This is a genomic window from Bacillus cereus group sp. MYBK216-1 (genome assembly GCF_051916495.1).
Classification (GTDB): Bacteria; Bacillota; Bacilli; order Bacillales; family Bacillaceae_G; genus Bacillus_A; species Bacillus_A thuringiensis_K.
Genome location: NZ_JBQAGT010000003.1, coordinates 607398 through 631988 on the forward strand (window position 1 = coordinate 607398; position 24591 = coordinate 631988).

Consider the following 24591-nt stretch of genomic DNA (forward strand, 5'->3'; position numbering starts at 1 on the left):
AGGCAATATGGAGAGCAATATAAGTAAAGAATATGCAATTCGAATTGCTACTGAAAATGAAAGTGATAGTATTATCCTTTTATTAAAAGAGGTAGCACAATGGCTACAATATAAAGAAGTGGATCAGTGGCAGTATCTTTTAGGAGAGGAAGCTACGGCTGAAATAATAGAATGTATAAGAGAGAAATATACATATGTTGTTCTGAAAGAAGATGAAATAGTTGGTACGGTTACAGTTTCTCCTAAACAAAATGAATGGGATGAACATATTTTTGGTAAAGAGGAAGTTTCTAATTCATTATATATTCATAGATTTGCGGTGAAACGGAAGTATAAGGGGAACGGAATTGGCGAATGGATTTTACAGTGGATAGAAGAGAATGTACAACATGACAAAGAGTATTTGAAGTTAGATTGCGTGGGCATAATCGTACGTTGAATGATTTTTATAAGAAAAATAGTTTTGAATATGTTGGGAGTACGGATGGGCTTAGTAAGTTTCAAAAGAAAAGGAGAATGTGAATGCATCCAATTAATGTAAGTTTAGTTAAAAAGTTAATACAGGAACAGTTTCCTGAATGGGCCCATTTAGAAGTGAAACCTGTAAAGTTTAGTGGGCATGATAATAGGACGTTTCACTTAGGGGATGAGATGAGTGTAAGATTGCCAAGTGATGTGGCATATGCACCGCAAGTAGAGAAAGAAAATAAGTGGTTACCACTATTAAGTAAGGGGCTTTCTTTACCGATTTCTACCCCACTTGCGAAAGGAAATCCGTCTGAAGCGTATCCATTGCCTTGGTCTATTAATAAGTGGATAGAGGGAGAAACAGTTACGAAACAAAACGTTCGGGATTTAAATGAATTTGCGGCGGACTTAGGATCTTTTTTAGTAGAATTGCAATCTATTAATGCGAGTAACGGACCTTTAGCTGGAACACATAATTTTTACCGAGGCGGACTTATATCTGTATATGATGAAGAGGCGAGAGTTGCTATTGAAAATAATAAGGATGTTTTTGACGAGGCATTATTAAAGCACCTTTGGAATGTAGCACTTAGTTCAACATGGGACCGTAAGCCAGTTTGGATTCATGGAGATGTAGCACCGGGGAATTTACTCGTTAAAGAGGGAAAACTTTGTGCTGTAATTGATTTTGGTATTTTAGGTGTAGGAGATCCTGCTTGTGATGCAGCGATGGCGTGGACGTTTTTTGATGAAAATAGTAGAAATGTATTTAAAGAAGTATTACGCATGGATGAAGAAAAGTGGAATAGAGCGAGAGGATGGGCTCTTTGGAAGGCGTTAATTACATATGATGCGAATAGGGATAGTAATGAAAAAGTAGCAGAAGAATCGTATCGTATCATTCAAGTGATTGTGGATGATTATGAGAGGTAATAGAAAAGCCTATTTTAAAATAGGCTTTTTCATATGATTAAATAGTAGAAATGGAAAGAAGGAATATAACATAATTATACAGAATATTTAGATAATAGGAGGTGTCGAATTTTGAGTGAAATTGAATTAAAGAGTAATGTAATTAAGACAGGGCGAGAGAAGGGGATTATTCTTCGGTTTATACTTGCTAGTCTCGTTGGGGTGTTTATGTTTTTCGTTCCTGTTACGATAAACGGTGCATCGTCTATTATGATTGATCATATCGTATCGTGGATTAGGGCTTCGGTTCCAGGCGTAGTACCTTATTATGCATTGTTCGTTATGGCGATTGGTGCGATTTATCCATTTTATACGAAGAAATGGAATGCATCTATCGTAGACATTTGTTTTTCTATTTTAAAAGTAGTTGGCGTTGTTTTTGGCATATTATATTGTTTAAAAGTAGGACCAGCTTGGTTCTTTGCGCCAGATGTTGGAACGTTTTTATATGAGAAGCTAGTCATATCAGTAAGTTTGCTCGTTCCAATTGGCTCGGCGTTTTTAGCGTTATTAGTCGGATATGGATTGCTTGAATTTATCGGTACATTCTGTCGTCCGATTATGAGGCCATTATGGAATACGCCGGGGAGATCGGCAATCGATGCAGTTGCGTCCTTCGTTGGAAGTTATTCGCTTGCTCTCCTTATTACGAATCGCGTGTATAAAGAAGGAAAGTATACGACAAAAGAAGCGGCGATTATCGCTACAGGATTTTCTACAGTATCCGCTACATTTATGATCATCATCGCAAAAACATTAGATATTATGCATTTATGGAATGTTTATTTTTGGACTACACTTGTTGTAACATTCATCGTGACTGCTATCACCGTAAGAATCCCGCCCCTCAGTAGAAAACCAGATACATATGTAACAGAAGAAGGGTTCCCAGAGCCTGTTTATAAAGAGAAAATGTTAGAACGTGCTTGGGAAGATGCGTTAGAAGTATCAAAATCTGCACCGAGCATTATGAAAAACATTCCAGTGAATTTAAAAGATGGATTTATTATGACGATGGGAATTTTACCATCTATTATGTCAGTAGGATTAATTGGTATCGTCTTAGCGAAGTTCACGCCAATATTTGATTGGATTAGTTATATTTTCTATCCATTTACATGGCTATTACAATTACCGGAAGCAGAATTAGCTGCTAAAGCCGCATCAGTTGGTATTGCAGAAATGTTTTTACCGTCATTATTAGTAGTAAGTGCACCACTTGTGACAAAGTTTGTTATTGCAGTTGTTTCCGTATCATCTATACTGTTTTTCTCTGCTTCCATTCCTTGTATATTATCAACAGATATTCCGTTAAAAGTATCTGAACTTATTATTTTATATGTGCAGAGAACGATTTTAACGTTGCTTATCATTACGCCGATTGCTTATTTGTTGCTTTGAAGTTTTAATAAGATAAAGTTATAAAAAAGAAGCCGTCTGTAAAAAGAGGGCTTCTTTTGTTTAAAAGCGGGATATTTTTATTTATTTTTCGTATATGACGTAACGCTTCTTAAGAAGATTCCTAGTCCCGCAAAAAAGAACCCTAAGCATAATAAGCTGCCTGGCGTTCCCCAAGTAATTTGATCTAACATTTTTTATCCCCTCCCGTTTATCATTATATAGGATTTATTGGAAATTATGAAAAGCTTTTTTTAAGGGTTACTGATGAGTCTTCCTACCGTATAATACGAGAAGAATATATTTGAAAAGAATTTTTTTATTATATTTTTTTATTCTTATAATACGTTTTTAATTCTTATGATATAGTAACAACAAAGGGGGCTTACAAATGGAATTTATTCACGAAAGAGCAAAGTTGCGGTTAATGGATAATACTGATGTCGAAACTTTGTTTTCGATTGTAGAAGGAAATCGGGATATTTGGGCGTATTTAATCTCTAAAATGGATAGTGTGCAAGATATGCAACAATACGTTCAAAAAGCGATAAAGGGTTACGGAAGAGGTACTCAAATACCTTTCGTAGTCGTAGATCAACAGACGAATAAGATTGTAGGAAGTACACGTTTATATAATATTTCAGTAGAAGATAAGACAGTTGAGTTAGGGCAAACGTGGTATCATCCGAGTGTGCAACGTACGAGTATAAATACAGAGTGTAAGTATATGCTTCTCCAGTATGCTTTTGAAAAACTGCATATGCTTAGGGTACAAATTAAGACGGATGCAAGAAATGAAAAAGCACAACGAGCAATTGAAAGATTAGGCGCAGTAAAAGAGGGTGTGCTTAGAAATGAAAGAAAATTACCGAATGGTTATGTGAGAGATGCGGTGGTGTACAGTATTATCTCGAGTGAATGGCCAGGCGTAAAAGAACAATTGTTAGAAAAATTAGAGTTATATAAAGAAAAGTTATAATTCGTGTTTTGAAAGGTATATTGTTCGTGAGGTATGAAAAATATACCTTTTTTCTTACAAAATGCTACTTTATTTTAATTCCTTTTGTTTCATCGTTCCCTTCTGAGAAAAAATTCGTTACAATGTAGTTGTATGGTAATAAACTTATGAATTTAAAAAATGTAATGAAAACCGCAAATGAAAATGAATTGATAATCCTCAATTTTAAATGAAAACCCTTTTATATATAAATAACAAGTAAAGTTCCTTCTTTTAAATAAACTCAAACAAAACGATTTGATATAAATGTTTTTTATAGAAGTATGGATGATGTACGGAGGCAATTACAAATGAAAGAGAATAAGAAGAGTAAGAAAAGACGAATCTTTCAAGTATTTTTACTAATGATTTGTTCTGCTATTTTATATGTAAGTTATGCAGCTTACGATATTTGGAGTTATCGTTTTAAAGCAAATGATGACGTGAAAACGGATGCTGGTATCGTACTAGGAGCAGCTTCGTGGAACGGAAAACCATCTCCTGTATTTAAAGAAAGAATTAATCATGCGATTTCTTTATATAAGAACGGAAATATTAAAAAGATTATTTTTACAGGTGGTACAAAGTTCGAGGCAGAACTTGAGGAAGCACGTACTGCAAGAGTATATGCAATGAAACAAGGTGTAAAAGAGGAAGATATTTTAATTGAAACTAAATCCCTTTTCACTGAAGAAAATTTAAAAAATGCGAAGCAAGTTGGAATAGAGAACGGAATACGCACATACACGATTGTAAGTGATCCACTTCATATGAAGCGCGCAATGAGAATTGCAAAACATATTAATATTGAAGCGTATGCTTCACCAACGCCGACATCAGCATATAAAACGTTAGACACAGAAATTCCATTCTTCTTTAAAGAATTATTCTCGTATATTGGATATGTAACCTCTTTGCCATTAAAGGCATTGAAGGGAGATTAACATAAGAAAAGAACCTATCCTTAAATAGGAACTTTTCTTATTAGTCAAAAACATTGTATTTTTATCGGAATAGTGAAACAATAGAGAGGTAGCTTCATATAATCATAATGAAAAAGTGAGCGGTTGATGAATCGAACATAAAGGAGATTATAGTATGGCACTCTCATTTGTTGAAACAGAAGAACAATCTTTCATTATTGCACAAATAAATAAATTGATTCCGAAGTTCATGGAAAGGGAGCATCAGCTAAGTGAATTAGGATCATTTCCGTATGAAAATATAAATGATTTGAAAGATATCGGATATACGAAATTAACATTACCGAAGGAATTTGGTGGTAGTGCGATTTCTTTATATGACTTTGTTTTATTTCAAGAGAAAATCGCGGAAGGCTGCGGAGCTACTGCATTATCGATTGGCTGGCATCTTGGCATTGTGAAAGAGCTAGCGGAAAATCGCTCTTGGAATGATGAGATGTTCAAATGGTTTTGCGAAGAAGTACGTAATGGTGCGCTCTTTAACAGGGCAGCAACAGAACCGAAAACAGGGAGTCCGACGCGTGGCGGCAAACCAGAAACAATAGCGGTTCAACAAGGCGAGAAGTGGGTTATAAATGGAAGAAAAACTTTTACAACGATGGCGCCAGTACTTGATTATTTTATTATTTCAGCAAGTATGGAAGGCCAAGAAGAAGTTGGTGAGTTTGTTATTCCAAGAAATACACTCGGTGTATCTATTGAAGAAACGTGGGATAGCGTTGCAATGCGAGGGACTGCTAGCCACGACCTTGTCTTACAAAATGTAGAGATAGAAAGTCGCTTTTTTACAGATATAAAAGGCGGGAAAGTAAAACAAAAGGGTGTTGGCTGGTTGCTACATATACCAGCATGTTATTTAGGAATTGCACAATCAGCAAGAAATTATGCAGTTCAATTTGCGGAATCATACAAGCCAAACAGTTTAAACCATTCTATTAGTTTATTGCCAAATGTTAGAAAATTAATTGGAGAATTAGAACTTGAGCTTATGCAGGCTCGTGTCTTTTTATATCAAATTGCGAAAAAGTACGATGAGGCAGAAGATAAACTATCACTGCAAGCAGAATTAGCAGCCGTGAAATACGCCGTAACAAATGCGGCGATATCTATAGTGGATAAATCGATGCGCATCGTAGGAGCAAAAAGTTTATCAGAAAAAAATCCGCTCCATCGTTACTATTTAAATGTCAGAGCAGGATTACACAATCCACCGATGGATGATGCAACATTGTCTATGTTGGCGGATGCGGCGTTTCGGTCGTAGTTTTTAAATTTTACATTTTATTGTTTGTGGATATTATAGTTGTTTTGAAAGCACGGGTTTGATTAGTAATCAAACCCGTGCTTTTTATGTGTATGAAGTACTTAGTTGAGATGTAGGTTTTTAATATAAATGATTATCATGGTTTGTGATTGTTTCTTGTTGAAAAATTCTTATTGTAATGCCAGTTTGGAGGCTGTATAAACATTTTTCGTATTTAATCCCAAATTAATGGTCTTTCTAAGTTTACCATTCGTAAATATTGTAAAAATTGACCTGCATGGACCGCATCATGATAGGCAATTCGTAATAGCATATCGCCTAAATATCGTTGATAGCCAACATCGCTTCTATCAATAAGTCTTGAATCTAGCTCGGCTATGCTTATTGATTGAACATATTCTATGAAGTCAGTAAAGTATGATTGTGCCAATTCAATTTCTTTTTTTACACAAGTAATCGGCTCGTCATCATACGTGATACGTATGTCGTTTATTGAACCGTTGTTTTTTATAATCATATGGTAGTAAAAAGTTGAACTCCATACATGACGAATCATCTCACCAAAAGACATAGCCTCAGGATCAGGCTTCCAATTAAGAAAATTATTAGGAAGAGAATTCCATAATTTTTCTGAGCGCCTTCTCGTTTCTTTCAAATTTAATATACTAAGATCAATTGCATTCATAATAAATTCTCCTTTACTATTAAACTTAAAATAATTGTATCAATTTAATAGTTAGGGTATCATCGAAATATGAATGTATATCCGAATATCTCATATATAGCTAAACTAATTGCTGAACCTACAAGAGCAATCATATTAGATTGTCTAATGAATAATCAGGCACTACCCGCTAGTGAATTGGCTTATATGGCAAAAGTGTCACATCCAACAATTAGTTCTCATCTTTCTAAATTAGTAGAAGGGAATTTACTTACAGTTGAACAACATGGTAGACATCGTTACTATCGACTTGCTAATCAAGAAGTTGCAGAAGTGCTTGAAAAGTTAGGGACAATCGCACCAACAGTTCAAGTTCGCTCTTTAAAACAATCAGGTCAACTAAAACAAATTCGTTATGCTCGAACTTGTTATGATCATCTTGCAGGCAAACTCGGTGTAGAGATAACTGAAAAATTACTAGATAGGCAATTTATAATTTTAGAGGATGGAGAATACATTGTAACGGAACAAGGTAAGAAATGGTTTCTGAATTTTGGAATAAATGTTGATGAGGCAGATACAAAAAGGAGGGTATTTGCAAAACCTTGCCTTGATTGGAGTGAACGGCGTTACCATATTTCCGGTTGGTTAGGGTCTGCAATTGCAAAACTGCTTTTTGAACAGGGATGGATTACCAAAACGGATAAGAACCGAGCTGTCCATCTTACAAAGAAAGGTGTAAAGTTATTGGAAGATCAATTAGGCATTGATATGAAAACTGAGGAAAGAAAAGCTTGAAATTAGAAAAGTCCGTCAAAATGACGGGTTTTTTTCATTATGGTAGGAGTGTACATGAATAATAGGATGTTACCAATAATTGTTGCCAATAAAAAAATCTTTCTTTTTATTCTTCTTTTTTAAGTTTTAAAGGAGAAAGCTAGGCTTCTTATTTTTACTAATGTTATAATAAGAAAAAAGCACGAAAAGAGGTCATCTCATGCTAGAGGTTATTGCAACATGTTTAGAAGATGTAAAACGAATTGAAAGCGCTGGCGGGAAGCGGATTGAATTAATTTCATCTTATACAGAAGGTGGTTTAACACCGAGTTATGCTTTTATAAAAAAAGCGGTAGAAGCGGTAAGTATACCAATTCATGTTATGATTCGTCCGCATGCGAAGTCTTTTACATATACGGAAGAAGAAATTGAAATGATGAAAGAAGATATTATAGTTGCACAGAAGTTAGGAGCAGCTGGTGTAGTATTAGGCGTATTAAGCGAACGAAATGAAGTGGATGAAGAGAAATTAGCGGATTTACTATCTGTTGTAGATGGAATAAATGTAACGTACCACCGTGCGATAGATGATATAGAAAATCCAGTAGAAGCGATGAACACTTTAAAGAAGTTTCATAAAGTGACTCACGTTTTAACTTCAGGTGGACAAGGAAATATAGTAGAGAATATTCCGGTGCTTACAGAAATGCAAAAGGTAAGTGATGGTCAAATTCAGCTTGTAGCTGGAGCTGGCGTGACGAAAGAAAATATAAAGCGATTGCTAGATGAAACTGGAATTTCGCAAGCTCATGTCGGTACAGCGGTAAGAGAAGGAAAATCATGTTTTTCTGAAATAGACCCTAATTTAGTACAAGAATTAGTTAAAATCATAAAATAAGTGCTTAAGAAAGAGGAGAAACGATGAAGGAAAATACGAAGAAAGAATTATTCTCTTGGGCTAAAACGATAGGTTTTACCCTTGTATTAATTGCTATTATTCGCGGTGTTTTATTTACACCTTCTTTAGTGCAAGGTGAATCAATGATGCCCACTTTAAAAAATAACGAACGAGTGCTCGTGAATAAGATTGGTTATAGTATAAGTGGATTAGATCGCTTTGATATTATCGTCTTCCACGGAAAAGAAGGATACGATTTAGTAAAACGAGTAATTGGTTTGCCAGGCGATACAGTTGAGTATAAAAATGATGTTTTATATGTAAACGGCAAAGCGATGGAAGAACCATATTTAAAACAGTTTAAAGAAAAAGCAGTAGGCCGTGTATTAACTCCAGACTTTACGTTAGAACAAATCACAGGAAAAACGAAAGTGCCAGAAGGCCAAGTATTTGTTTTAGGGGATAATCGTGAAGTTTCTAAGGATGGTCGCATGTTTGGCTTTATTTCAGAAGATGAAATTGTCGGAAAAGGACAAGCTGTTTTCTGGCCGTTGAAACAAGTAAGAGCGTTATAAAGTGTAGTGAAGTATGGGAGAGATATTCTTCCATACTTTTTTATTTGCTTAAAATCTATTGATTGAATTGAAAGAATATTTTATAATTTTAAATTATATGTTTGTTTCGAAAAACGGAATTTAAGTTCCGTAATTCGGAACGAAAGGGAGATAGAATGAGTATAAATAAAACGGCAGTTAAGACAATGGATATTTTAGAGTTGTTTTATGAGCATGAAGAGCTAAGTTTAACTGAGATGGTTCAGCTTACCAATATGCCGAAAACATCTGTTTATCGTTTAATTGGCTCGTTAGAAGAGATGGCGTTTTTACAAAAAAACGAAAAGGGGAAATATCGTTTAGGGGTCGTATTTTTACGGTTCGGTCAACTTGTTTCACAACGATTATCAGTAAGAAATATAGCAATTCCTTATATGAAAGAACTTAGAGATAGTTTAGGACAGGCAGTTAATTTAATAATTCAAGATGGTAATGACGCAATTTACGTTGAAAAGATGGAAGGTGTTCAGCCGGTACGCGTGTATACGGCGGTTGGAAGAAGAGCACCGCTTTATACTGGTGCATGTCCAAGAATTTTACTATCGTATTTCTCTGAGGAAGAGAAACGGAGATACATAGAGGAAGTGGATTTAAAACAGTTTGCAGATGGAACAATCGTGGATAAGAAACAATTGTTAGAAGTGTTGCAAATGGCAAAAAAGGAAGGCTATACAATTAGTTATTCTGAGTTAGAAAATCATACAGCCGCAATAGCAGCGCCCATTTTCGCAAGTGATGGAACGGTTGTAGCAGGCATTAGTATTTCAGGATTAGCAATTGAGTACAGCGAAAGTAACATTTCATATTTTATCGCTAAGGTGAAAGAAACAGCACATCGCATTTCGAAAGAACTCGGCTTTTTGGCATAGAAAGAGGGAGTAGGATGAAATTTTCTGCGTTAGGGGATCAAGCAATTATTGTTACATTTGGTGAAGAAATTAAGATGGATATATATGAGAAAGTACAGCGGTTATTTCAAGCACTGCAGCAACATCCGTTTGCAGGAATGATTGAGTGCGTTCCATCGTTTACTTCATTAGCTGTTTACTACAATGTATATAAAGTATGGAAGAGAAGTGAAAGAAGTGAAAGACCATATGATTATGTTCGCCAGTATATAAAAGAGCTTTATGATTCTAATAAAGAAGAAGTAAAACAGGATGTGAAACATATTTCTATACCAGTTTGTTACGGGGGAGAATATGGACCTGATTTAGAAGATGTCGCACATTATAAAAGTTTACAAGTAGAAGATGTGGTTCGAATACATAGTGAAACTACATATTTTGTATATATGCTAGGTTTTACACCAGGGTTCCCGTATCTAGGAGGACTATCAAAAGAATTAGAAACACCTAGAAAAGAAACACCACGGTTACAAATTTCTCCTGGTTCAGTGGGTATTGGCGGGAATCAAACAGGTATATATCCACTTGAAACACCAGGAGGATGGAATATTATCGGCAGAACTCCTATTTCATTATTTAATCCAGAAGAAGAAATACCAACATATATTCAAAGTGGTATGTATTTACGATTTATCCCAATAACGAAGGAAGAGTACGTATCACTTGAGGGGGCTAAAGAATGGATGTAGAAGTTTTGCATGCGGGAATGTTTACAACAGTCCAAGATTTAGGGCGATCACATTATCAACAATACGGTGTACCCGTTGGCGGGGCAATGGATCAAAGTGCGCTTCGGATGATCAATATGTTAGTTGGTAATGAAGAGAATGAAGCCGGACTCGAAATTACGATTATGGGACCTAAATTGTTAATAAAGAAACCGACTTTACTTGCGATTGGCGGAGCAGACATGGAACCGTTATTGAATGGAGAACGTATCCCGTTATGGCGTCCCATTTTAGCGGAAGAAGGTAGTATGCTTTGTTTTGGAAAGGTGAAAAGTGGTTGCAGAGCGTATGTGACTTTTGCGGGTGGCATCCATATTGATCGCACTATGGGAAGTAAAAGTACGTACATACGTGCTACGATTGGCGGTATAGAAGGGAGAATGTTGAAAAAGGGTGACTACTTCCAAATTGGTGCACAACCAGAAATGGCGAATTGTTTCATTCAAGACTTACAAAAAGATGAGCGAATAAAAACGAAATGGGCAATTAGTAACAGCGTACTACCAAAGTATAAGAAACATCCTAAGCTTCGTGTCATAGCTGACTTTGAATATAATCAATTTACAGAAGAAAGTAGAAAGGCATTTTTTACGAAAGAGTATAAGGTATCTAATCATGCTGACCGTATGGGCTATAGAGTTGAGGGAGAAGTATTAAATAGGATTGAAGAAAAAGAGATTTTATCGAGTCCTGTTACATTTGGAACCATTCAAGTTCCAAATGGTGGACAGCCGATTATATTAATGGCAGATAGACAAACGACAGGTGGCTATCCGAGAATTGGAAATATCATTTCAGTAGATTTACCTCTTCTTGCCCAGCTAAAGCCGGGGGACTATGTTTCTTTTGAGAAAATTACGCTTGAAGAAGCGGAACAATTGTACATAGAACAAGAAGTAAATATGAATCTATTAAAGAAATTCATCGCTTTACGAAGCTGAGAGCAGGAGGGAAATATCATGACTACAATTGATTTGAATTGTGATTTAGGAGAAAGTTTTGGCGCTTATAAAATGGGGAATGATGATGAAATTCTTCCGTTCGTTTCCTCTATAAACGTTGCTTGCGGTTTTCATGCAGGTGATCCGTCTGTTATGCGTCAAACTGTTGAAAAAGCTTTGGAGCATAACGTAGCAATAGGGGCGCATCCTGGATTTCCTGATTTAATTGGATTTGGTAGAAGAAACATGAATGTTTCAGCAAGTGAAGTATACGACTATGTATTGTATCAAATCGGTGCATTAGACGCTTTTTTGAAAGCAGCTGGCGGGAAGATGCATCATGTAAAACCGCACGGTGCTCTATATAATATGGCGGCGACTAATCCGGAAATTGCAGATGCAATTGCGAAGGTAATTTATCATAGTAATCCAAATCTATTACTTTACGGATTAGCAAATAGTGAGGCATTTATACAGGCTGCAAAAAAATACAAAGTAACTCTCGTACAAGAGGCTTTTGCGGATCGTACATATAAGCAAGATGGTACATTAACGAGCCGTACAGAAGAAAATGCGCTTATAAAAGATGAAGACGAAGCGATAAAGCAAGTACTTCAAATGGTGAAAGAAGGCCATGTAAATTCGGTCAATGGAAAGAAAGTAGTAGTTCAGGCGCAAACGATTTGTTTACATGGTGATGGGGAAAAAGCAGTGCAATTTGCAGAAAGAATATACAGAACATTCAAACTTAACGGCATTTCTATTTGTGTACCGAAGTAAAAAATGAGGGGAAGTGTTGGAATTGGTGAAATTAATCGGGATATTACTTGTTGCAGTGGGCTTTTTATTTAGATTAAATACACTTTTAGTAGTTATGGTTGCAGGTATTGTTACTGGTATGGTTTCAGGATTAAGTTTTTATGATGTGATCAGTATGTTCGGTAAATTTTTCATAGAAAATAGATATATGTCTATGCCAATTATATTAACATTACCGGTAATCGGAATTTTAGAGCGTTACGGTTTAAAAGAAAGAGCAGAAGCACTTATAACGAAATCAAAAGGAGCAACAACTGGAAGAGTATTAATGTCATATTTTACGATAAGAGAATCCTCAGCAGCACTTGGACTGAATATTGGTGGTCATGCACAAACAGTAAGACCGCTCGTTGCACCGATGGCAGAAGGAGCCGCACAAGGTAAATACGGTAAACTCCCTGAAAAATTAAGAGAAAAGATTAAAGCAAACGCAGCTGCTGCGGAAAATACAGCTTGGTTTTTCGGAGAAGATATTTTCATCGCAACTGGTGCTATTTTATTAATGAAAGGATTCTTCGATTCAGTAGGTATGCATGTCGGTGTATGGGATATGGCACTTTGGGGCATTCCGACAGCAATATCTGCACTTATTGTAAGCTGGATTAGATTTAGAAGGTTTGATAAATATATAGAGAAAACAATGAAGGCAGAAGGAAAAGAAGAGAAGGAGGTAATCTAATATGAACATCATCACAATGGATACAATCTATTATGTATTAGGGATAATCGTTGCCTTTATCGCTGTTCGTATCGCATTCGATCGTGAACATCCAAACAGATTCGGTTCTAGTTTATTTTGGGCATTGTTTGCAGTTACATTTTTATTCGGAAATATAATTCCTTCGTTTTACGTTGGTTGTATAGTGCTTACTATGGTCGTTTTAGCTTCACTAAATAAAGTAACAAAGTCTCAGGAAAAAGAAGTACCAGTACAAGAACGTGTGAAACATGCTGAGAAATTAAAAAATAAAATTTTTATGCCTGCACTTTTAATTCCTATTTTTACAATTATCGGTACGTTAACGTTAGGGGAAATTAAATGGGGAAATGTCTCTCTTGTTGATCCAGATAAAGTAACATTAGTTGCATTAGCGCTTGGTGCATTACTCGCATTCGTCGCGGCAATGCGTATTACAAAATCAAAAATAACAACGCCTGTACAAGAAGGAAGCAGACTATTACAAGCTGTCGGCTGGGCTGTCATTTTACCACAAATGTTAGCAGCACTTGGTGGTATATTCGCGAAGTCTGGCGTTGGACAAGTTGTTTCAGACTTAGTCGGACAAGTGTTACCGACAGAGTATCCGTTCGTTGCTGTTATGGCGTATTGTTTAGGAATGATGCTTTTCACAGTCGTAATGGGAAATGCATTCGCAGCGTTTGCTGTTATTACCGGCGGAATTGGCTTACCTTTAATAGTTCAAATGCACGGCGGAAACCCAGCGATTATGGCAGCGCTTGGTATGTTTGCTGGATATTGCGGAACACTGCTTACTCCAATGGCAGCAAATTTTAATATCGTACCAGCAATGCTTTTAGAACTAAAGGATAAAAATGCAGTTATTAAAGCACAAGTACCAATTGCTCTTTCAATTTTTATCATAAATATGTTTATTATGTACGGCCTTGTATATCGTTTTTAATTAGGAGGATAAAACTATGAAAACAGTATTATTAACAGGGTTTGATCCATTTGGCGGAGAAAATATCAATCCAGCTTGGGAAGTAGCAAAAGGTTTGCATGAAAAAACAATTGGAGAATACAAGGTAATAAGCAAACAAGTACCAACTGTATTTCATAAATCAATAAGCGTATTAAAAGAGTATATAGAAGAACTAGCGCCGGAAATTATTATATGCATTGGACAAGCTGGGGGCAGACCAGATATTACGATAGAACGTGTTGCAATTAATATTGATGATGCAAGAATTGCTGACAATGAAGGAAATCAGCCGGTAGATGTACCGGTTGTAGAAGAAGGACCAGCTGCCTATTGGTCTGCACTTCCGATGAAAGCAATTGTAAAAAAACTTTGCGAAGAGGGCATACCGTCATCTGTTTCACAGACGGCAGGCACATTCGTTTGTAATCACTTATTCTATGGACTTATGCATGAACTAGAGAAACATGATAAGAAAATAAAAGGCGGATTCATTCATATTCCGTTTTTACCAGAACAATCGAGTAATTATCCAGGGCAACCGAGTATGTCACTTTCTACTATTAGTAAGGGAATAGAATTGGCAATTGAAGTAACGATGACAGTTGAAGTAGATATTGTAGAGATTGGGGGCGCAACGCATTAAGTAAAATGAATTGTACAACACCTCCTGTAAACAACTGGTATAATAAGAATAGGAAAATACATAGAGGTGATTTTTATGCAACAATTTGAAGAAGTACGTTCAATTTTAGAAAAAGCGAAGAAAATTACAGTATTAACAGGCGCTGGTGCAAGTACGGAAAGTGGTATCCCAGATTTCCGTTCAGCAAATGGATTGTATGCTGATGCGAATGTGGAAATGTATTTATCAAGAGGGTACTATAACCAAAGTCCGAAAGAATTTTGGAAGCATTATAAAGAAATCTTTCAAATTAATACGTTCCATCAATATAAATCAAATCGTGGACATCGTTTTTTAGCTGAGCTAGAAGAACAAGGGAAAGATATTACGATTTTAACGCAAAATATTGACGGTTTACATCAATTAGGTGGCAGTAAGCATGTTATTGATTTACATGGAACACTTCAAACAGCACATTGTCCAAAATGTAAATCAGGCTATGATTTACAGTATATGATTGATCATGAAGTACCGCGTTGTGAGAAGTGTAATTTCATTTTAAATCCAGACGTAGTTTTATACGGAGATACATTACCGCAATATCAAAATGCGATAACACGTTTATATGAAACAGATGTATTTATCGTTATGGGAACGTCATTAAAAGTACAACCCGTCGCTTCATTCCCGCAAATCGCAAAGAGGGAAATAGGGGCAACAACAATTTTAGTAAATGAAGAGTTAACAGGGCAAGAATATAACTTTGATTTTGTTTTTCAAAATAAGATTGGTGAGTTTGTTAAAGGGGTATCTTCAGTGAAATAAGTTATCTAAAAAAGTGAGGTATCTACCTCACTTTTTTATTTGAGTAATCGCTGTTTAAAGCGATATGAAAACATTTTGATAACGTAGTAACAACATCTTTATAATTTATAAAAAAGAGTTTGGTAGGTAAAATGGCAGAGTAAGAAGTAATATTTTCTTTAGCGAATACACAATCGTCATAAAGTAAGCTAATGTGTACCTGTTGTAAAGGTTTTATTTGGTTTTGTTTTAAGTATAAAACTAAATCATTATAAAGTTGCGTACTATACTCACTTACAGACCATTCTAATGAATGCTGACCTACTATGCTAGTCCACCATACTTTAAAACTACACAGTAATTCTTTAAAAGATTCCTCATTACATAATTGAGTGTCAAAAAGCTTCTCGTAAAATATATGATTCTCCTCGTGAAAAATTTGTAAATCATATCTGTCGTTAGCAGTTTGCTTACGAAGAGTCAGCCATAATTCTTTGAAGTTTGTTTTAAAGTCAGTGGAGAAATGTAATGTTTTTGTTATGTAAGGAAAACGAAAATTTTCTTTTTTTCCTTTTTGATTGAGATAAATATTTTGAATGTAAATCATAAAGTTTAAACAATGTGGCGTATTAGTATGTATGATAAACGAATCTGTCATTTTCGTTCTCTCCTTAAGTAATGTCTTTTATGAATCTATTTCTTTAGTATACAAAGAAATGTTAATTAATGGTATAAAAATCAATTTGTCCCATTTTTCTTTTAGAATAATATTCATGTTATTGTGCATTAAGGGAATGGTAATAAATAGGATAGCGAAATAAAAAACTGAAAATTAAATCTTTTATTTCTTTTGTAATTAATATAAAATTCTATATATATCATATAAATAAATTTGATACATAATGATTTTGCGTAGAAATGTTAATAGAATGAAGCGAGGGAGCGAAATGAGACAGAAAAAGGAGCAGAAAAAACAATCGAAAAAGAAAAAGACTCATATTCCATTTCGGTTAAATGTACTATTTTTTATTGTCTTTCTTTTATTTTCAGCTATTATAATTCAATTAGGTAAAGTACAAATCATTGATGGAGAAACGTATAGAAATGAAGTAAACAAAAAGGAAGATGTAACGGTAAGCACTCCCGTTCCTAGAGGGAAAATGTTTGATCGGCAAGGTCACGTTATTGTAAATAATAAACCATTGCGAACCGTTACATATACGAAAATGAGAGGAGTAGACTCGAAAGAAGTTTTACAGGTAGCAAAAGATTTAGCTAAGCTAATTGAAATGTCGCAAGAGGACATGGATAAGTTAACAGAGACAGATAAGAAAGATTTTTGGATGCAGTTAAATGAAAAGCGGGCAGCAGCGAAAGTAACGAAAGAAGATGAGAGTAAATTTAGAAAGCAAGAAATAGAAGGAAAAGAGTTAGATAAAAAAGTAGAAGAACTGCGCCGGGAAAGAATTACACAAGAAGAATTAAATGAGCTTTCAAAGGAAGATATAGAAGTATTAGTAATTAAAAGCAAAATGAATGCGGGATATAAAATGACGCCGCAAATCGTTAAAAAAGATGTAAGTCAAAATGAATATGCTGTCGTTAGTGAAAGGTTGGCAAGTTTACCGGGGGTAGATACAACAGTAGATTGGGAACGTGAATACCCAAATGATAAAATACTGCGCTCTATACTCGGTAGCGTTTCTAATGAAAATGAAGGGTTGCCAAGAGAACAATTAGATTATTATTTAGTTCGTGATTATAATCGAAACGACCGTATTGGTAAAAGTTACATCGAAAAACAATACGAAGATGCACTACATGGAACGAAAGAACAGTCTAAAAATATTATGGATAAAGCAGGGAAGATTGTTCGAACTGAAAAAGTGACTGAAGGAAAAAGTGGAAATAACTTGATGTTAACAGTCGATATGGATTTACAGAAAAGAGTAGAGGGAAGCCTTGAAAAGAATTTACGAGCTTTTCATGCTGCAGAGCCGATGATGGATCGTGCGTTCGTAGTAATGATGAATCCGAAAAACGGTCAAATTTTATCAATGGCAGGAAAGAAAATTGTAAATAAAGATGGCGGTATGCAAATAGAAGATTATGCACTAGGAACGATGACAAGTTCTTATGAGTTAGGGTCAACTGTAAAAGGTGCTACTTTATTAACTGGATATCAAACAGAAGCGATTAAGCCGTATACACATTTCTTTGATGCACCAATGTATTTTAAAGGAAGTTCTAAGCCGAAGAAATCGTGGAAAGAATTTGGGGATATTGATGATTTAAGAGCTTTGCAAGTGTCATCGAACGTTTATATGTTTAATACGGCTTTAAAAATGGCAGGCATTAATTATGTCCCAAACAATCCATTAGACATTAAACAAGAAACATTTAATAAAATGCGCTACTATTTTAGACAATTTGGCCTAGGTGTGTCGACTGGTATTGACCTGCCAAATGAATCAATTGGTCAAGTAGGTAGAACTGATAACATACCCGGATTTTTACTTGATTACGCGATTGGACAGTATGATACATATACGCCGCTTCAGCTTGCGCAATATATTTCAACCATTGCAAATGGCGGTTACCGAATGAAACCACAAATTGTACAAGAAGTTAGAGAACAACCGAATAGACCAGAGGATGTAGGAAAAGTCGTTCGGTCGATTGAACCAGTTGTATTAAATCGAGTGGATATGGACACTTCGTACATTAATCATGTAAAAGAAGGATTTAGAAGGGTTTTTCAAGAAGCTGACGGAACAGGTACTGGAACGTTTAAAGGTTTACCATATAAACCAGCGGGAAAAACAGGAACAGCTGAGACAGTATATGGTGGAGAAAGTGATATTGGAAGAGATGAGAACAACAACAGAAAAAAATGTTATAATTTAACTCTTGCCGGTTATGCGCCATATGATGCTGATCCGGAAATAGCCTTTTCAGTTGTTGTGCCATGGGTGAATGATGATAAATCAGGAATTAATTCTGCCATTGGTAAAGAGATTTTGGATGCGTATTTTGAATTAAAAACAAATAGATCAAATGCAAATTCAATTCCAGTAGAACAACCGAACAAGGCACAGTAAAAATAGTATCACTGCATGGAAACTTATTGTGCAGTGATATATTTTTTGAGTTAAAAAGCGCTTTATAAGGTGGGAATGGATATGAAAAAGGAGATTAAGAGAGGCTGGGGAAAGTACATACTATTTATATTGGTGATAGTCATAGGCTACCATTCTTTTACTTTATGTAAGGTGGAAGGGGAATCGATGCAGCCGACTTTATATGAAGCAGACTACGTATTTGTAAATAAAGCAGCAGTACGTCTTTCTAATTTACAACACGGAGAAATTGTCATTATAAAAGAAGAGGATGAATCGAAATATTATGTGAAACGTGTAATAGGGCTTCCGGGTGATGTAATTAACATAACGAATGGAAAGGTATATGTGAACGATAAAAAGCAAGAAGAACCATATACGAACAAAGATTTATTTAACAACACACAAGTGTTTTATAACTTTCAAAAGACAAAAATTCCACCAAATAAGTTATTTGTAATGGGAGATAACCGCGAAGTAAGTAGAGATAGTCGCAATGGCTTAGGATATATTGAAGAAGATAACATAATTGGCAAGGTGGAATTCGTATATTATCCTTTTTCAAAAATGAAAATGATAGAATAAGTGGGGGAGGAGCAAAACCCCACTTATTAAAGTTTCACTTTACCCCGCATTAATGGGCAGTAAGACCTCCACCTCAAAGTTCAGGGAAAGCAAAGAAGTTAGGTGGGGGATCAACTGTCCGTAAAAGCCCGATTGGTGAGGGCTGATTAAAGTTTCACTTTATTTTCTTTAAAAACCCTTTTGGATTAAATGATATGAAAAATTTATGTTTAGAGTCGTCGATTATGAAGTGATTATTTTTTGTTAAAAACTCATCCACAGCTTCCATCGGGCCAGGACCCCAATCAGGAAGAAGTGGATTTCCATTAATGGAGGTATCTTCTACAATTATATAACTGCCAGTAGTGACGATAGATTTATATAGTAAGAGTTCTTTGGATACATGTTCTTTACTATGATCAGAATCTAAAATAACTAAAATCACATCATCAGGTTTGCGCATACTTACTATTGTTTGAACGGCCTGCACAGAAACAGAAGAGGCTGTTAAATACGTAATCCGATTATGTGATGGCCGATTTGGCTGCGGAGTTATATCGATAGTAAGTACGTGACCTTTTCCAATTAAATCTAACATAGAAGCTAAATACAGTGCACTACCACCATGAAAAGTCCCGCATTCAATAATTAAATCGGGCTTTAATTCATAAATGATTTCTTGATACAAAAAGAGATCAGAGGGAAGTTTACAGATTGGAACCCCGAGCCAGTGTGTATCGTTTAACCACACAAGGCTGTTGTAATATTGGTTTAAAAATTCATTGCTTATAGTATCGATTTTAAATTCTCCTTTCTAAAAAGGATTCTCTCGTTTGACGTAAAGTGTTTACGCATGAAAGTTGTACTATATATTATGTAGTAAGGAATTGTAAGGCGAGTGTTTTTACTTGAAAATAAGCCAAATAACTCATGTGGAAAATGAAAGGAAATGATTGTATGTACAAGTACACAATTTGCTTTATTAGAAAAAGCGATAAAATACTGCTATTAAATAGAAATAAAAAGCCGAATATGGGGATGTGGAATGGTGTCGGAGGAAAAATAGAAGATAATGAAACGCCATACGAAGGAATAATTAGAGAAACATTTGAGGAAACGGGCATAGAACTTTCAAGTGTAACGTATAAAGGGACTGTTGTTTTTAAAGGTAAAGATGAGCCCCAGGCTAATGAAGGAATGTATGTGTTCGTTGCTGATTTGCCAGATGAAATGCAGATGAATACACCATTTCGTACGGCTGAAGGATTATTAGAATGGAAAGAAATTGATTGGATATTAGATGGTGATAATAGAGGTGTAGTTAGCAACTTACCAAAATACTTACCGACAGTATTAACAGAAGATGATACGAACAAGCGATATGAAAAACAACTTGTTTCTCAATAGAAGAGGAAAGTGAAAAATCACGTTTTTGCTCTCATTATATATGCGAGGTGATTATATGTTTCAGAAATACAACTCATTGGTCATAATTGTAATATGTATGATATAACTTTTCTTATGATGAAAGAGTAGAGAACATACGTAAACGGAGCAAAAAGGAGGTGGCTATGCCACCTCCTTTTTGCTAGCTGCGAATCGCCTTAATCATAAATCGATGTTGCTTCACATCAAAATATCCTTTTTGCAAGATGCTCTCATGTATGCGATATAAATCCTCATAATATCTTTCGACAGTAAAATCAGGAATTTGCCACGGAATCGCTTTTAAATAATAGACGATAGCGCCAATATCATAAAAGCGTTGGAAAGGGAATTCTTCCCTTGCTTCTAAAATAGTAAATCCATTTTGCTTTAACTCACTGCATGCTGTTTCGAGAGACCAACTTGCAAAGTCGCTATTTAGTGTTGAGCCAAACTGCTCATTAAGTTCCGCGCAATCAAGACCGCCAACTTGTTGTGTAAGAAAAACGCCACTTGGAGAAAGGATTCTGTTTACCTCAGAAGCAGCATACGATTCATGTTGATTTATAATTAAATCAAACTGCCCATCTTGAAATGGTAATGCAGTATCATCAGTTACTTCTAAAACAGTAACTCCTAAAGGCTCTAATTTGTTTTGAGCAATTGACACGTTTGGAGTGTAGCCCTCAGTAGCGAATATAGTTGACGGGAACGGTTGTAACATAGATAAAAACTCTCCGCCGCCAGTACCCATATCGAGCACTGATTCTGCACATTGCATAAGCTGAAAAGCAGTGCTGCCGTACGACCACGATAAAGGCTCGCTCTTCATTCGACCCGTTTCTGAAATGAAAGAAAAATCCCAGCCGCTAAAGTTTGTATTTGCACTTTTTAATAAAGTTAAAAATAATGGCTTACATTTCATAATTATTTCCTCCTATTTCGTAAATGAATGATATGATAAGAAAAGAAAAAGGGAGGACCTCTTATGAAAGAGAGGCAGTTTTACGTTTCGTGTTCGAATAGATTCATATAGATTCGCTCCTTGTGAGAATGGTAATTTATATATTCGGGTTAATTGAGTGAAAATCCTTTGAGGGTATAAAAGAAGGCAGTTGTTTAATGAAAAAATAAATTGAGTTATCTAATTTTATAGTGTAATTGTTCATCCATACGCATAAAAAAATTATTCTCTCCATAAAATAGTAAAATTATATTGGAGGTTGAATTATGAAAAAATTTAGTGTATTTTCAATAACCTTGATGACTTTTGGAATGTTATTATTTGGATTAAATAGGATAATAGATAGCTATTCTGAGCCTATTATCCTATTAGGGTATATTTCTTTTTTAATTGGAGTGGTTCTGAGTATTATAGCGATTGCTAGACGTGAAGGTGGAAGATTAAAATTCATATCACTTATCTCTTTCTTTGTTCTCCTGTTTTTAATTACTTGGTTTGAGTCGTTTCAGGTACTACGAATTATTACTTGGCTAAAAAATATCTATTTAAATTCAAATTGTTGGTAAAAATGGGAAACCTTAAATTTAGGTTTCTTTTTATTATATTCGATTATCAATATTAAAACTTATTAGAGCCATTAATAAAAGAAATAGATATATAAACCGAGTGTAAAAATATTTTAATTCTTTGAAAACATTCAGCGATTTAGTATTCTTTATATATGGAATATTTTGTTTATGCGAAAAGAGGGCAAGGTGCTATATGAAAAGAATGAAAAATGTAATGTTACTATTGTTATGTTTCTTATGTTTAAGTGGGTGTAATTATAAAGATGACGATCAGGTGAAAAAATATGTGAAAAAAAAGCACGGAATTGATGTGATTGTAACACATTGGGGTGCTATAAACGAAGGGAATATGGGGCATACATATCATACTGTTCAAGCAAAAAATAACAAAAATATTCAATTTAGAGTAGAGGTAGATGGCTTCTTATATTCAAGAATAAAAGGTGATGAATATCAATACGGAAAAAAAACATATGAGGAATATAAGAAATTTAAACCAATGCTAGAAGAAATTAAAAAATTAGGTTACGTGGAACCTGAAAATAAAAATGTTTTTCAATATATAGTGGATGATGATATAGAGGAGAAACCAACGGATAAGTTATTATTAACTTTAAAAACGAGTGACAAGATTGATTACAGTCAATTTGAATCAAAAGAATTAGATCGTTTATATGCTCTAATCCAATTCATTCAGAAGAGCAATAGAAAGATAACAAAACTTGAAATTGAGGATTATAATGGTGAATCTATAGGTTTGCCTTTTCAAAATGTGCAAAAAGCTATAACGAAAGAAGAACTGCTTTTAACAATGAAAAACACAGTAAGCGGTTATTGGACATATTTGGTTCAAACTGAAACAAAAGTAGGCGTAAGGTTAAATGAAATTCAAAATGATCGTTTTGAAATTGAGGATATTACTTGTCCACACCCGAAAGACGGCAATTGTCTAGAGTATGAATTGACATTAGTTTTCAATGACAGTGAGATAAAATATAGAAATGATCCATATGTAATAGAGGATTTGAGAAAGGTAGTCACTATTCTTAAAGAAGAACTATATAATAAGGAATTTAACATATTTTTAAGGAACAAGGATGGAACAAGTTATTCACTCTGGCTATCATCCGAAAAAATTAAGGAAAGTAATAACATAGAAGAGCTAGTAAAATAATGATATAAAGAAGAAATTTAAAGTGCTTTTTACGTTTGTTATTTCTGTATTCAAAAGGAAAACCGATTATACTTCATTTTTGAAGCATAATCGGTTTTCTTTAAAATACTTAAAAAGAAAAATCTTTTGGTAAAGTACCATTTTTAATAACTGTTCTTAACCCATGTTTTATAATCCAAGGATTAATAGGATGCTGTTTATCACGTAATTGCTGTAACCATTGAAAAACGAGTTCTTTATCTTCTTTCGTAATATCGTTAATATGATTGGCTACTGATTTTTGGACATATTTAGAAGTATCATTCATTAATGGTTCAAGAAGCTGTAAATTGTACTTAAAGTCACCTTTCAGAGCTCCTATTTTTTTAGCCCAAGGAAGCCTTGGTCTTGTACCTTCAGAAACTAATCTTCTAATGTGGCTGTTTTCGTCATGAATCCACTGTTGTAATATATTTAGTGTGTCTTCATGGTATGTTTCAAGAAAAGGCCGAATGGCATATTCAGCAGTATTTCTTTTCGTTATTTCATACATGGCGTTGAATGAGGTTTCAAAGTTGTTAAGTCCATATTTTTCAACGTATTTTGCAAGAGGCATGTACATATATCCATTTGTAAACATGCCTACTTCTGTTGTATTTTCTGGTCCTAATGTTTTCAGTAATATATGTATTGCTGCATTAAAATCTTTTTGTAAAGCATTTTGTAATTCATCTGCTATTACTTCAATACGTTGTTTTAACTCTAAACCTTCAACTTTACATGTTACAGAGGTTACAAAGTTTTTTTTAGAGAAATTCGGATCGTATTTACAAATAGAATCAGCTATTTTTTCTGCTAATTCTTCGCTAAATAAAAATTTTAACGGAACATAATTATCCATTTTTTCACCTCGGTGGTCAAATGAAAACAATTTTTATTTTTTAATCGACAATCCATAAACTAACGTCTCACTCGGAGTCGTAATACTAAAACCAGTCGTCTTATAATCAAGCTTCACTGTATCACCAGTGTAGTCTTTCGTGAATGAATCCATTTGTACGATAAGCTCTGCATCTTCATATACAACATCATCTGCGTTATATGTATCCCAAATTAAATCGACATCAACGAAAATACTACAAGAGTTTGTCATTGTCCCTCTAATGCGAATGATCTTTTTGTTTTCACGTTCTAATCTATGTATAGCTGCTTTTGCTTCATCAGTAATACGAATGTTCATAGTATCCCAACCTTTAGTTATATTTCCTTTATTATT

General features: G+C 34.8%; 27 protein-coding genes and 1 pseudogene. 22 read left to right on the forward strand and 6 right to left on the reverse strand.

From position 1 onward, the window contains the following. Window positions 1-7: 7 nt before the first annotated feature. The 6 genes and pseudogenes from ACTFRH_RS13300 to ACTFRH_RS13325 all read left to right on the forward strand — a co-directional run bounded on the left by ACTFRH_RS13300 (window position 8) and on the right by ACTFRH_RS13325 (window position 6082). Window positions 8-522, forward strand: a pseudogene (locus ACTFRH_RS13300) (GNAT family N-acetyltransferase). After that, the gene (locus tag ACTFRH_RS13305; RefSeq protein ID WP_000553384.1) at window positions 523-1401 is read left to right on the forward strand and encodes an aminoglycoside phosphotransferase family protein; all 879 of its coding nucleotides are present in this window, start codon (window positions 523-525) and stop codon (window positions 1399-1401) included. 111 nt (window positions 1402-1512) lie between these two features. Further along, the gene (locus tag ACTFRH_RS13310) at window positions 1513-2841 is read left to right on the forward strand and encodes a YjiH family protein (protein ID WP_001289423.1); all 1329 of its coding nucleotides are present in this window, start codon (window positions 1513-1515) and stop codon (window positions 2839-2841) included. 388 nt (window positions 2842-3229) lie between these two features. Continuing rightward, the gene (locus tag ACTFRH_RS13315; protein WP_000394342.1) at window positions 3230-3817 is read left to right on the forward strand and encodes a GNAT family N-acetyltransferase; all 588 of its coding nucleotides are present in this window, start codon (window positions 3230-3232) and stop codon (window positions 3815-3817) included. Window positions 3818-4146: 329 nt separating this feature from the next. Next, entirely contained in the window at window positions 4147-4779 is a 633-nt protein-coding gene (locus tag ACTFRH_RS13320) for a YdcF family protein (protein WP_000662216.1), read from the forward strand. A 154-nt stretch (window positions 4780-4933) separates the two neighbouring features. After that, complete coding sequence (locus ACTFRH_RS13325; RefSeq protein ID WP_001218340.1) at window positions 4934-6082, forward strand: acyl-CoA dehydrogenase family protein; 1149 nt, start codon at window positions 4934-4936, stop codon at window positions 6080-6082. A gap of 214 nt (window positions 6083-6296) precedes the next feature. Here the strand turns inward: ACTFRH_RS13325 and ACTFRH_RS13330 are convergent, their stop codons facing one another. Continuing rightward, the gene (locus ACTFRH_RS13330) at window positions 6297-6767 is read right to left on the reverse strand and encodes a DinB family protein (RefSeq protein ID WP_000991285.1); all 471 of its coding nucleotides are present in this window, start codon (window positions 6765-6767) and stop codon (window positions 6297-6299) included. A gap of 69 nt (window positions 6768-6836) precedes the next feature. Between ACTFRH_RS13330 and ACTFRH_RS13335 the strand changes: the two genes are divergently transcribed. From ACTFRH_RS13335 to ACTFRH_RS13385, 11 genes are all read left to right on the forward strand, one after another. Then, the gene (locus ACTFRH_RS13335; protein ID WP_001103802.1) at window positions 6837-7544 is read left to right on the forward strand and encodes an ArsR/SmtB family transcription factor; all 708 of its coding nucleotides are present in this window, start codon (window positions 6837-6839) and stop codon (window positions 7542-7544) included. Between the two features lie 199 nt (window positions 7545-7743). Beyond that, window positions 7744-8421 (forward strand): copper homeostasis protein CutC, encoded by a 678-nt coding sequence (locus tag ACTFRH_RS13340; RefSeq protein ID WP_000895114.1) that lies wholly within the window; start codon window positions 7744-7746, stop codon window positions 8419-8421. Window positions 8422-8444: 23 nt separating this feature from the next. Beyond that, complete coding sequence (gene lepB / locus ACTFRH_RS13345; RefSeq protein ID WP_000662502.1) at window positions 8445-8996, forward strand: signal peptidase I; 552 nt, start codon at window positions 8445-8447, stop codon at window positions 8994-8996. A 155-nt stretch (window positions 8997-9151) separates the two neighbouring features. After that, window positions 9152-9904, forward strand: a complete 753-nt coding sequence (locus ACTFRH_RS13350) for an IclR family transcriptional regulator (protein WP_000026351.1) — start codon at window positions 9152-9154, stop codon at window positions 9902-9904. A gap of 14 nt (window positions 9905-9918) precedes the next feature. Then, window positions 9919-10632 (forward strand): 5-oxoprolinase subunit PxpB, encoded by a 714-nt coding sequence (gene pxpB / locus ACTFRH_RS13355; RefSeq protein ID WP_000672269.1) that lies wholly within the window; start codon window positions 9919-9921, stop codon window positions 10630-10632. Beyond that, window positions 10623-11612, forward strand: coding sequence for a biotin-dependent carboxyltransferase family protein (locus ACTFRH_RS13360; protein WP_000382224.1), 990 nt, complete (start codon window positions 10623-10625; stop codon window positions 11610-11612). The genes pxpB and ACTFRH_RS13360 overlap by 10 nt, the downstream gene beginning before the upstream one ends. 18 nt (window positions 11613-11630) lie before the next feature. Then, complete coding sequence (gene pxpA, locus ACTFRH_RS13365; RefSeq protein WP_000207322.1) at window positions 11631-12392, forward strand: 5-oxoprolinase subunit PxpA; 762 nt, start codon at window positions 11631-11633, stop codon at window positions 12390-12392. A 22-nt stretch (window positions 12393-12414) separates the two neighbouring features. Beyond that, complete coding sequence (locus tag ACTFRH_RS13370) at window positions 12415-13110, forward strand: DUF969 domain-containing protein (RefSeq protein ID WP_000239810.1); 696 nt, start codon at window positions 12415-12417, stop codon at window positions 13108-13110. A gap of 1 nt (window position 13111) precedes the next feature. Next, entirely contained in the window at window positions 13112-14074 is a 963-nt protein-coding gene (locus ACTFRH_RS13375) for a DUF979 domain-containing protein (RefSeq protein ID WP_001021648.1), read from the forward strand. A 16-nt stretch (window positions 14075-14090) separates the two neighbouring features. Continuing rightward, the gene (gene pcp, locus ACTFRH_RS13380; RefSeq protein ID WP_000859714.1) at window positions 14091-14738 is read left to right on the forward strand and encodes a pyroglutamyl-peptidase I; all 648 of its coding nucleotides are present in this window, start codon (window positions 14091-14093) and stop codon (window positions 14736-14738) included. 75 nt (window positions 14739-14813) lie between these two features. Continuing rightward, complete coding sequence (locus ACTFRH_RS13385; protein ID WP_001183788.1) at window positions 14814-15542, forward strand: NAD-dependent protein deacylase; 729 nt, start codon at window positions 14814-14816, stop codon at window positions 15540-15542. A 22-nt stretch (window positions 15543-15564) separates the two neighbouring features. Here ACTFRH_RS13385 and ACTFRH_RS13390 read toward each other — a convergent pair whose 3' ends face one another. After that, window positions 15565-16179, reverse strand: coding sequence for a hypothetical protein (locus ACTFRH_RS13390; protein WP_000132268.1), 615 nt, complete (start codon window positions 16177-16179; stop codon window positions 15565-15567). 289 nt (window positions 16180-16468) lie between these two features. On the opposite strand from ACTFRH_RS13390, the gene ACTFRH_RS13395 reads away from it, so the two are divergent. Both ACTFRH_RS13395 and lepB (ACTFRH_RS13400) read left to right on the forward strand, forming a co-directional pair. Further along, entirely contained in the window at window positions 16469-18622 is a 2154-nt protein-coding gene (locus ACTFRH_RS13395) for a peptidoglycan D,D-transpeptidase FtsI family protein (protein WP_001249187.1), read from the forward strand. Between the two features lie 81 nt (window positions 18623-18703). Beyond that, window positions 18704-19225 carry a signal peptidase I gene (gene lepB, locus ACTFRH_RS13400; RefSeq protein ID WP_002164083.1) on the forward strand — a complete coding sequence of 174 codons (522 nt, stop codon included), beginning with the start codon at window positions 18704-18706 and terminating at the stop codon, window positions 19223-19225. 154 nt (window positions 19226-19379) lie between these two features. Here lepB (ACTFRH_RS13400) and ACTFRH_RS13405 read toward each other — a convergent pair whose 3' ends face one another. After that, window positions 19380-20003: a cephalosporin hydroxylase family protein gene (locus ACTFRH_RS13405; protein ID WP_265411132.1), complete on the reverse strand. Its 624-nt coding sequence runs from the start codon at window positions 20001-20003 to the stop codon at window positions 19380-19382. Window positions 20004-20161: 158 nt separating this feature from the next. Between ACTFRH_RS13405 and ACTFRH_RS13410 the strand changes: the two genes are divergently transcribed. Beyond that, complete coding sequence (locus ACTFRH_RS13410) at window positions 20162-20611, forward strand: NUDIX hydrolase (protein WP_000280184.1); 450 nt, start codon at window positions 20162-20164, stop codon at window positions 20609-20611. 181 nt (window positions 20612-20792) lie between these two features. Here the strand turns inward: ACTFRH_RS13410 and ACTFRH_RS13415 are convergent, their stop codons facing one another. Beyond that, the gene (locus ACTFRH_RS13415; protein ID WP_000649855.1) at window positions 20793-21554 is read right to left on the reverse strand and encodes a class I SAM-dependent methyltransferase; all 762 of its coding nucleotides are present in this window, start codon (window positions 21552-21554) and stop codon (window positions 20793-20795) included. 305 nt (window positions 21555-21859) lie between these two features. Here ACTFRH_RS13415 and ACTFRH_RS13420 point away from each other — a divergent pair, with 305 nt between their 5' ends. Next, a complete protein-coding gene (locus ACTFRH_RS13420) occupies window positions 21860-22159 on the forward strand; it encodes a hypothetical protein (protein WP_000714733.1) in 300 nt (99 codons plus the stop codon). A gap of 196 nt (window positions 22160-22355) precedes the next feature. Continuing rightward, entirely contained in the window at window positions 22356-23336 is a 981-nt protein-coding gene (locus ACTFRH_RS13425) for a hypothetical protein (protein ID WP_000827146.1), read from the forward strand. A gap of 109 nt (window positions 23337-23445) precedes the next feature. On the opposite strand, the gene ACTFRH_RS13430 is transcribed toward ACTFRH_RS13425, so the two are convergent. Together ACTFRH_RS13430 and ACTFRH_RS13435 are read right to left on the reverse strand one after the other, a co-directional pair. Then, window positions 23446-24216: a DNA alkylation repair protein gene (locus tag ACTFRH_RS13430; RefSeq protein ID WP_000371160.1), complete on the reverse strand. Its 771-nt coding sequence runs from the start codon at window positions 24214-24216 to the stop codon at window positions 23446-23448. 33 nt (window positions 24217-24249) lie between these two features. Next, a complete protein-coding gene (locus ACTFRH_RS13435; RefSeq protein WP_001026195.1) occupies window positions 24250-24555 on the reverse strand; it encodes an iron-sulfur cluster biosynthesis family protein in 306 nt (101 codons plus the stop codon). Between the last annotated feature and the right edge of the window lie 36 nt (window positions 24556-24591).

What these genes read in the sequence shown, in the direction of transcription:
- lepB (WP_002164083.1), top strand. Translation starts at nt 18,704, where the DNA reads ATGAAAAAGGAGATTAAGAGAGGCTGGGGAAAGTACATACTATTTATA.
- ACTFRH_RS13350 (WP_000026351.1), top strand. Translation starts at nt 9,152, where the DNA reads ATGAGTATAAATAAAACGGCAGTTAAGACAATGGATATTTTAGAGTTG.
- pxpB (WP_000672269.1), top strand. Translation starts at nt 9,919, where the DNA reads ATGAAATTTTCTGCGTTAGGGGATCAAGCAATTATTGTTACATTTGGT.
- lepB (WP_000662502.1), top strand. Translation starts at nt 8,445, where the DNA reads ATGAAGGAAAATACGAAGAAAGAATTATTCTCTTGGGCTAAAACGATA.
- ACTFRH_RS13320 (WP_000662216.1), top strand. Translation starts at nt 4,147, where the DNA reads ATGAAAGAGAATAAGAAGAGTAAGAAAAGACGAATCTTTCAAGTATTT.
- ACTFRH_RS13330 (WP_000991285.1), bottom strand. Translation starts at nt 6,767, where the DNA reads ATGAATGCAATTGATCTTAGTATATTAAATTTGAAAGAAACGAGAAGG.
- ACTFRH_RS13425 (WP_000827146.1), top strand. Translation starts at nt 22,356, where the DNA reads ATGAAAAGAATGAAAAATGTAATGTTACTATTGTTATGTTTCTTATGT.
- ACTFRH_RS13360 (WP_000382224.1), top strand. Translation starts at nt 10,623, where the DNA reads ATGGATGTAGAAGTTTTGCATGCGGGAATGTTTACAACAGTCCAAGAT.
- ACTFRH_RS13395 (WP_001249187.1), top strand. Translation starts at nt 16,469, where the DNA reads ATGAGACAGAAAAAGGAGCAGAAAAAACAATCGAAAAAGAAAAAGACT.
- pcp (WP_000859714.1), top strand. Translation starts at nt 14,091, where the DNA reads ATGAAAACAGTATTATTAACAGGGTTTGATCCATTTGGCGGAGAAAAT.
- ACTFRH_RS13415 (WP_000649855.1), bottom strand. Translation starts at nt 21,554, where the DNA reads ATGAAATGTAAGCCATTATTTTTAACTTTATTAAAAAGTGCAAATACA.
- ACTFRH_RS13420 (WP_000714733.1), top strand. Translation starts at nt 21,860, where the DNA reads ATGAAAAAATTTAGTGTATTTTCAATAACCTTGATGACTTTTGGAATG.
- ACTFRH_RS13435 (WP_001026195.1), bottom strand. Translation starts at nt 24,555, where the DNA reads ATGAACATTCGTATTACTGATGAAGCAAAAGCAGCTATACATAGATTA.
- ACTFRH_RS13340 (WP_000895114.1), top strand. Translation starts at nt 7,744, where the DNA reads ATGCTAGAGGTTATTGCAACATGTTTAGAAGATGTAAAACGAATTGAA.
- pxpA (WP_000207322.1), top strand. Translation starts at nt 11,631, where the DNA reads ATGACTACAATTGATTTGAATTGTGATTTAGGAGAAAGTTTTGGCGCT.
- ACTFRH_RS13430 (WP_000371160.1), bottom strand. Translation starts at nt 24,216, where the DNA reads ATGGATAATTATGTTCCGTTAAAATTTTTATTTAGCGAAGAATTAGCA.
- ACTFRH_RS13390 (WP_000132268.1), bottom strand. Translation starts at nt 16,179, where the DNA reads ATGACAGATTCGTTTATCATACATACTAATACGCCACATTGTTTAAAC.
- ACTFRH_RS13335 (WP_001103802.1), top strand. Translation starts at nt 6,837, where the DNA reads ATGAATGTATATCCGAATATCTCATATATAGCTAAACTAATTGCTGAA.
- ACTFRH_RS13305 (WP_000553384.1), top strand. Translation starts at nt 523, where the DNA reads ATGCATCCAATTAATGTAAGTTTAGTTAAAAAGTTAATACAGGAACAG.
- ACTFRH_RS13385 (WP_001183788.1), top strand. Translation starts at nt 14,814, where the DNA reads ATGCAACAATTTGAAGAAGTACGTTCAATTTTAGAAAAAGCGAAGAAA.
- ACTFRH_RS13410 (WP_000280184.1), top strand. Translation starts at nt 20,162, where the DNA reads ATGTACAAGTACACAATTTGCTTTATTAGAAAAAGCGATAAAATACTG.
- ACTFRH_RS13375 (WP_001021648.1), top strand. Translation starts at nt 13,112, where the DNA reads ATGAACATCATCACAATGGATACAATCTATTATGTATTAGGGATAATC.
- ACTFRH_RS13315 (WP_000394342.1), top strand. Translation starts at nt 3,230, where the DNA reads ATGGAATTTATTCACGAAAGAGCAAAGTTGCGGTTAATGGATAATACT.
- ACTFRH_RS13325 (WP_001218340.1), top strand. Translation starts at nt 4,934, where the DNA reads ATGGCACTCTCATTTGTTGAAACAGAAGAACAATCTTTCATTATTGCA.